This is a genomic window from Nocardia sp. NPDC059764 (assembly GCF_042732555.1).
GTDB lineage: Bacteria > Actinomycetota > Actinomycetes > Mycobacteriales > Mycobacteriaceae > Nocardia.
The window spans coordinates 1-6,903 of sequence record NZ_JBHWHH010000275.1; the positions used below are offsets into that span (position 1 = coordinate 1).

At 68.3% G+C, this 6,903-nt stretch carries 7 protein-coding genes; 6 read left to right on the forward strand and 1 reads right to left on the reverse strand.

All coding sequences use genetic code 11. The features are described from left to right. Window positions 1-35 precede the first annotated feature (35 nt). A complete protein-coding gene (locus ACFV4K_RS34080; RefSeq protein WP_379280416.1) occupies window positions 36-377 on the reverse strand; it encodes a transglycosylase family protein in 342 nt (113 codons plus the stop codon). 467 nt (window positions 378-844) lie between these two features. Here ACFV4K_RS34080 and ACFV4K_RS34085 point away from each other — a divergent pair, with 467 nt between their 5' ends. The 6 genes from ACFV4K_RS34085 to ACFV4K_RS34110 all read left to right on the forward strand — a co-directional run bounded on the left by ACFV4K_RS34085 (window position 845) and on the right by ACFV4K_RS34110 (window position 6,870). Next, window positions 845-1,591: an IclR family transcriptional regulator gene (locus tag ACFV4K_RS34085; protein ID WP_379280417.1), complete on the forward strand. Its 747-nt coding sequence runs from the start codon at window positions 845-847 to the stop codon at window positions 1,589-1,591. Between the two features lie 165 nt (window positions 1,592-1,756). Continuing rightward, complete coding sequence (locus ACFV4K_RS34090; protein WP_379280418.1) at window positions 1,757-2,836, forward strand: ABC transporter substrate-binding protein; 1,080 nt, start codon at window positions 1,757-1,759, stop codon at window positions 2,834-2,836. Further along, the gene (locus tag ACFV4K_RS34095; protein ID WP_379280419.1) at window positions 2,833-3,669 is read left to right on the forward strand and encodes an ABC transporter ATP-binding protein; all 837 of its coding nucleotides are present in this window, start codon (window positions 2,833-2,835) and stop codon (window positions 3,667-3,669) included. Before ACFV4K_RS34090 ends, ACFV4K_RS34095 begins: the two co-directional genes overlap by 4 nt. After that, window positions 3,662-4,528 carry an ABC transporter permease gene (locus ACFV4K_RS34100; RefSeq protein ID WP_379280420.1) on the forward strand — a complete coding sequence of 289 codons (867 nt, stop codon included), beginning with the start codon at window positions 3,662-3,664 and terminating at the stop codon, window positions 4,526-4,528. Before ACFV4K_RS34095 ends, ACFV4K_RS34100 begins: the two co-directional genes overlap by 8 nt. 37 nt (window positions 4,529-4,565) lie before the next feature. Further along, window positions 4,566-5,912, forward strand: coding sequence for an LLM class flavin-dependent oxidoreductase (locus ACFV4K_RS34105; protein ID WP_379280421.1), 1,347 nt, complete (start codon window positions 4,566-4,568; stop codon window positions 5,910-5,912). A gap of 19 nt (window positions 5,913-5,931) precedes the next feature. Continuing rightward, the gene (locus ACFV4K_RS34110) at window positions 5,932-6,870 is read left to right on the forward strand and encodes a TauD/TfdA dioxygenase family protein (RefSeq protein ID WP_379280422.1); all 939 of its coding nucleotides are present in this window, start codon (window positions 5,932-5,934) and stop codon (window positions 6,868-6,870) included. Window positions 6,871-6,903 lie beyond the last annotated feature (33 nt).

Genomic DNA, 6,903 nt, shown 5'->3' on the forward strand with positions numbered 1-6,903 from the left:
GGGCCATTGTGAATTCCGACTGAGCGGACCGCCTATTACAGGTAGGCGCCGCACACGGGCCAGGCGCCCCGGCCCTGGCCGGCGAGCACGTTCTCCGCGACGCGGATCTGCTCCTCACGGCTGGCGTTGGCGGCACTGCCCGCGCCACCGTAGGCGTTCCAGGTGCTCTGGGTGAACTGCAGGCCGCCGTAGAAACCGTTGCCGGTGTTGGCGCCCCAGTTGCCGCTGCTCTCGCACTGCGCGACAGCGTCCCAGTTGCCCGAGGCGGCCGAGGCGGTCGCCGTCGACAGCGCGAACGGGATGGACACGAGCGCGCCCACGGCCGCGGTGGCGGCGGCGATACGAGTGCGGGTGGTGAGCTTCCGGTTGCGATGCATAAGTTTGTTCCTTGCCCCGCTCCCACCGGCCCGTGCTGCTCGCTGCGGGTCCCCGTCCCCAGGGGTATCGGTTGCTCTCGAATCGCGGGACGGAGTTGCCGGTGTTCGTCGATTCGAGCTGGAGCCCGGGTTTCTCCGAGCCGCTAGCGACGGTAACGGAAAGATCTCCGCAAATCACGTATCGATCACGAGCAGTTGACGAAACGATTGCGACCGCACTTTATGTGGTTTACGCAGTTCGTCGCGGAGTGTCGGAGAATGACATTTCTGGAATTCAGCCGTGAATTTGTGAGCGAGGTCACGCATAAAAGGTGACCGCCATCGCGTAATACAAACGCGACACAAAACGATTCGCGCGCGAAAACGCGGCACGACCGGCTCGGATCGCGCTGCGCACAACCATTGCCCCAGGTCAGAGCACTGGGGATAGTGCCTGGAACGTCGTTTCGGGTCCCCCAGGAGGAACCATGGCCGCCATCGATGAACCCCGGTCCGGAGCCCGCGCTGTCGACCGCGCGATCCACGTCCTGAACTGCCTCGAGGGCGACGATCCCGAGCTGTCGCTGAGCGAACTGGCCCAGCGGGCCGCGTTACCGGTCAGCACCACGCACCGGCTGGCCCAGGCACTGGTCCGGGGCGGGCTGCTCGAGCAGGACCCGGCCACCGACCGGTATCGCGTCGGACAGGGGTTGGCCACGCTGGCCCGGCCCGCGCTGGCCCGCCTGGGCCTGGACTCCATCGCGCCGCACCTGTACGCGCTGGCGGCGGGCATCCGCATCACGGTCAGCGTGAGCGTGCCCGAGGCCGACGACGCGCTTACGGTGTTCCAGGCCCGCCCGCCCGTGCACTTCTGCCACCATCAGGTGCCGCGGGCCCGGCAGTCGCTGCACGCCAGCGCGACGGGCCACGCGTTGCTCGCCTACTCCGCCGGCCGGGCCGCGGCCGATGTCGACCTCGACCGGGTCCGGCACCGGGGGTTCGCCAGCGAGCTCATCGAGACCGACGATCCGATCCGCGCGCTCGCGGTGCCCATCGTCGGACCGCACCGACAGGTGCGGGGTGCGCTGGCGGTGCAGGCCCGCTCGGCACGCCTGGACGGCGAGCTGATCCGCGCCGTCGTCCCGGCCATGCGCATCGCGGCGGGCCGGATCGCGCCGTTGTTCCAAAACACCGGCGACACAATGCTTTCCGCCGCCGAATTTCGCTCACGCTGATTTCCACATCGTGAAATGGCGGTTGCCGGGGCCTCCCGGCCATCGCAGCATGTGAGCACTCCGATCGACCGTCCCCACCCCGAAGAGGAATCCCCATGCGGCTCTGTTGTCGTCCCCGCCACGAAACCCATTCCGCGACGGACACATTCACCGAAAGACGACCCCATGGCCTTCTCTCTCCACCCCGCGCGGGTGCGACGCGCGGTCGCCGCCGCGATCGCGGTCACCAGCGCGGCGGTCCTGCTCACCGGCTGCGCCAAGACCGACGCGGGCACCACCGCCGACGGTAAGACCGTCGTCCGCTATCAGGGCAGCACCGGCCAGGTCACGGCCTTCGAGCTCGCGGCCGACCTCGGCTACTTCACCAAGATCGACCTGCGCTGGGAGGGCGACACCACCTCCGGCCCGGCCAATATCCAGGCCACCGCCACCAAACAGGTCGAATTCGGCAGCGCCTTCAACGGCGCGGTCATCAAGCTCATCGCGGGCGGCGCGCCCGTCACCTCCGTGCTCAGCTCCTACGGCGCGGACGAACTGAACTTCACCGGCTACTTCGTGCGCGACGACTCCCGCATCACCTCGGCGCGCGACCTCATCGGCAAGAAGGTCGGCGTCAACACCCTGGGCGCGCACCACGAATTCATCACCCGCCAGTGGCTGCACGACCAAGGGCTCAGCGACGCCGAGATCAAGCAGGTGCAGCTCATCGTGCTGCCGCCCGCCAATACCGAGGACGCGCTGCGCAACGGGCAGATCGACGTGGCCGCGCTCGGGGGCGTCTTCCGCGACACCGCCATCGGGCGCGGCGGGATCCATCCGCTCTACACCGACAAGGACCTGTTCGGCCAATTCGATTACGGCACCTATGTTTTCCGCAACGACTATCTGAAATCGCACGCCGACGCGGTGGCCGACTTCGTGCAGGGCACCGCGCGCGCCACCCGCTGGCTGCAGGTGACACCGCGCGACGAGGTGGTGGCCAAGTTCGCCGACATCATCCACAAGCGCGGGCGCAACGAGAACACGTCACTGCTGCAGTACTACAGGAGCTCCGGCATCCCGGTCCCCGGCGGCGTGGTCGCCGAACGGGAGCTGCAGATCTGGATCGACTGGCTGGTCCGCAACGGCGAACTGCCCGCGGGCAAGCTCGCCGCCAAGGACCTCTACACCAACAAGGACAATCCGTACGCCAACGGGAAGTACCCGGCGACCGCCGGCCCGAGCGGCGAGGCGGTGGCGAAATGAGCACCGCCGCGGTCAAACTCGCGCTGTCGGGCGTTCGGAAGGAATTCCCGGTGCGGGGCGAGAAGGATCCGCTCACCGCGATCTCCGATATCTCCGTCTATGTTCGGGACGGTGAGTTCCTGGTCCTGGTCGGGCCCAGCGGTTCGGGCAAGTCCACCCTGCTGGACCTGCTCGGCGGGCTGGATCAGCCGACCGCCGGGCAAATCCTGCTCGACGGCACACCAGTCACCGGGCCGGGACTCGATCGCGGCATCGTTTTCCAGCAGTACGCGCTGCTCCCGTGGCGCACGGCCCGGGCCAATATCGAATTCGGGTTGGAGGCCAAGGGCATTCCGCGGCGTGCCCGCAAGGGCATCGCCGAACACTATCTGGAGCTGGTCGGACTGGCCGGATTCGGCAACCGGTACCCGCACGAATTGTCCGGCGGCATGAAGCAGCGCGTCGCCATCGCCCGCAGCCTGGCCTTCGATCCGGAAGTGCTGCTCATGGACGAGCCGTTCGCCGCGCTCGACGCCCAGACCCGGGAGTCGTTGCAGGACGAGCTGTTACGCATCTGGCGGGCCACCGGCAAGACGGTGCTGTTCATCACCCACGGCATCGATGAAGCCGTCTATTTGGGGCAGCGCGTCGCGGTGCTGACCTCGCGGCCCGGGCGGATCAAAGCCGTGATCGACATCGACCTGGACCGGGAAGCCGACCCGGATGTCCGGTCCAGTGAACGGTTCCGCGAGCTGCGCCACCACGTGTGGTCGCTGCTGCACGACGAGGTCGCGCGGGCCCAGGACCTGGAGCAGGCCGCGCTCACCGCCGATCGGAGGAATTCCCATGTCTAGCGCTGTGCAACTGGTCGACGCACCCGTCGAGATCCCGTCCCGCACCGCCGATCGCGCAGCGCCGCGGCCGAAACAGTCCTCCTCGGTGCTACCCACGATCGCTCGCATCGGCTGGCGGCTCGGCAAACCGACCGTGGTGATCGCGGCGTTCCTCGCGGTGTGGGAGGCCGCGCCGCGACTGGGTCTCGTGGACGAGATCTTCCTGCCGCCGTTCTCCACGGTGGTCGGGGCCGGGCTCGAGCTGATCCGCAACGGTCAGCTCTGGGAACACGTGTCCACCAGTCTGACCCGCTCGCTCATCGGCTTCGCCATCGCACTCGTGACCGCGATTCCGGTGGGTGTGGCGATCGCCTGGTACCGGCCGGTCGCGGAATTCCTGAACCCGGTGCTGGAACTGTTCCGCAATACCGCCGCCCTCGCCCTGCTGCCGGTGTTCATCCTGATCCTCGGCATCGGTGAGACCTCCAAGATCGCGCTGGTGGTGTACGCCGGGTTCTTCCCGATCCTGCTCAACACCATCAGCGGCGTGCGGACCGTGGATCCGCTGCTCGTGAAATCGGCCGTCTCACTCGGCTTCTCACCGCTGCGGCTGTTTCAGAAGGTGATCCTGCCCGCGGCCGTGCCGTCCATCTTCACCGGTATCCGGATGGCGGCGTCGGGCTCGATCCTGGTGCTCATCGCCGCGGAGATGTTCGGGGCACGGGCCGGGCTCGGCTACCTGATCACCGCCGCGCAGCAGAACTTCCAGATTCCGGACATGTACGCCGGGATCGTCGCCATCGCCGTGGTCGGGCTCGCCTACAACGGCGTGCTCGTGGCCATCGAGCGGCGGCTCTCCCGCTGGCGCGCGCACCGCTAGCCGCCGCCCCCGAACACCATCGAAGGACCACTCCCCTATGTCCAACCCCCGCAAGACCTTCCATCTCAACGCCTTCCTGATGGGCGTCGGCCACCACGAGGCCGCCTGGCGGCATCCGCGCACCCGCGAACACCAGGTGCTCGAGGTCGGGCACTTCCAGGAGCTCGGCCGCATCGCCGAACGCGGCCGGCTCGACTCGGTGTTCTTCGCCGACGGGCTCGCGGTCGGGCCGCGCATCAAACGCAACGCCCTCGCCGTCTTCGAACCGGTCACCCTGCTCGCGGCCATCGCCACCGCCACCGAACACGTGGGCCTCATCGCCACCGCCTCGACCAGCTACAACGAACCCTTCAATCTGGCCCGTAAATTCGCGTCCCTGGACCACATCAGCGGCGGGCGCGCGGGGTGGAACATCGTCACCTCCGGCAGCGAGGACGAGGCGTTCAACTTCGGCTTCGACGCCATCCCCGAACACGCCCGCCGCTACGAGCGGGCCGAGGAGTTCGTCGATCTGGCCGTGCAGCTGTGGGACAGCTGGGAATCCGACGCCGTCGTGCTCGACCCCGAAACCGGCGTGTTCGCCGACCCGGACAAGGTGCACACCCTCGACTACCGCGGCGAGCGATTCCGGGTCCGCGGGCCGCTGAACTCCCCGCGCAGCCCGCAGGGGCGGCCGCTGCTGGTGCAGGCCGGATCCTCGGAGAGCGGAAAGGAATTCGCGGCCCGCCACGCCGAGGCCGTGTTCACCGCCCAGCGCACACTCGCCGACGGACAGGCGTTCTACCGGGACCTCAAGGCCCGGCTCCCGAAGTACGGGCGTTCCGCCGACGACCTGAAGGTACTGCCCGGTCTGGTGCCGTTCATCGCCGGCACCGAGGCCGAAGCCCGGGCGCTGGAACAGGAATTCACCGACCTCATCTCTCCCGACTACGCGCTGCGGCAGCTGTCGACGCTCCTCGGCGTCGACCTCACCGAACACGCCCTCGACGCGCCACTCCCGCCGCTGCCCCCGGAAAGCGAGATCGAAGGCGGCAAGAGCAGATTCACCCTCGTCAAGGAGCTCGCCGAGAAGGAGGAGCTGACCGTGCGCCAGCTCATCGGCAAGCTCGGCGGCGGCCGCGGCCACCGCACCCTCGCCGGCGCCCCCGAACAGATCGCCGACGACCTGCAGACCTGGTTCGAGCAGGGCGCGGCCGACGGCTTCAACATCATGCCGCCGTACCTGCCCGGTGGACTCGAGGACTTCGTCGACCAGGTCGTGCCGATCCTGCAGCAGCGCGGCCTGTTCCGCACCGAGTACACCGCCACCACGCTGCGCGGCCACTACGGCCTCGCCCCGGTGGAAAGCCAGTTCACTCCCGTCCGCACCCAGGCCACCGCCTGACCCCCGAAAGGAAACCCTCATGACCACCGCCACCGAGCACCCCGTCGGCACCTTCCAGATCACTCCCGTCGCCGGGCACATCGGCGCCGAGATCAGCGGCATCGACCTGCGCGACGACTTCACCGACCAGCAGATCGCGGTCCTCACCGCGGCACTGCACGAATACAAGGTGCTGTTCTTCCGCGATCAGCGCATCGGGCACGCCGAGCAGATCGCCTTCTCCCGCCGCTTCGGCGCGGTCACGCCCTCGCACCCCTACGACGACGACGCGCCCACCGAGCACCCCGAGATCCTCGCCGTCGACAGCCGGCTCTACGAAAAGCGTTTCGGGAAGAAGAAATTCAGCTACACCAATCAGTGGCACACCGACATCTCGCCGCTGATCAACCCGCCCGCCGCCTCCCTGCTGCGGGCCGACATCGCGCCCGAGCGCGGCGGCGACACCCAATGGACCAATCTGGCGGCCGTCTATGCGGGACTGCCGGATTCACTCAGGACACTGCTCGACGGGCTGCGTGCCGAGCACCGGTTCGGCGGCAAACTGCCCGTGTGGGACGCCGACAGCGACTACGCCAAGCGCGTCGCGGCGGCGCCGCTGGTCACCGAGCATCCGGTGGTCCGCGTGCACCCGGTGACCGGGGAACGCGTGCTGTTCGTGAACCCCGGCTTCACGACTCGCATCATCGGCCTGAGCCCGCGGCAGAGCGACGCGCTGCTCGAGCTGCTGTACGCCGAGATCGCCGACCCCGCGTACACGGTCCGATTCCGGTGGGAGAAGGACAGTGTCGCGTTCTGGGACAACCGCGCCACCGCGCACCTCGCGCCCAGCGACCTCGACCATCTCGACGTGACCCGGGTGCTGTACCGCACCACCCTCGAAGGTGAGGTGCCGGTGGGCGTCGACGGCGAGCCGTCGCGGTCGATCTCGGGGGAACGGTTCGACGGTTCCACGAACTGACCCCTACCGACGACGAGGCCCTCCCGGCAATGC

Bases quoted from the DNA above. Each gene is read 5' to 3' on its own strand.
- ACFV4K_RS34110 (WP_379280422.1), top strand. From the start codon at position 5,932: ATGACCACCGCCACCGAGCACCCCGTCGGCACCTTCCAGATCACTCCC.
- ACFV4K_RS34080 (WP_379280416.1), bottom strand. From the start codon at position 377: ATGCATCGCAACCGGAAGCTCACCACCCGCACTCGTATCGCCGCCGCC.
- ACFV4K_RS34095 (WP_379280419.1), top strand. From the start codon at position 2,833: ATGAGCACCGCCGCGGTCAAACTCGCGCTGTCGGGCGTTCGGAAGGAA.
- ACFV4K_RS34100 (WP_379280420.1), top strand. From the start codon at position 3,662: ATGTCTAGCGCTGTGCAACTGGTCGACGCACCCGTCGAGATCCCGTCC.
- ACFV4K_RS34105 (WP_379280421.1), top strand. From the start codon at position 4,566: ATGTCCAACCCCCGCAAGACCTTCCATCTCAACGCCTTCCTGATGGGC.
- ACFV4K_RS34085 (WP_379280417.1), top strand. From the start codon at position 845: ATGGCCGCCATCGATGAACCCCGGTCCGGAGCCCGCGCTGTCGACCGC.
- ACFV4K_RS34090 (WP_379280418.1), top strand. From the start codon at position 1,757: ATGGCCTTCTCTCTCCACCCCGCGCGGGTGCGACGCGCGGTCGCCGCC.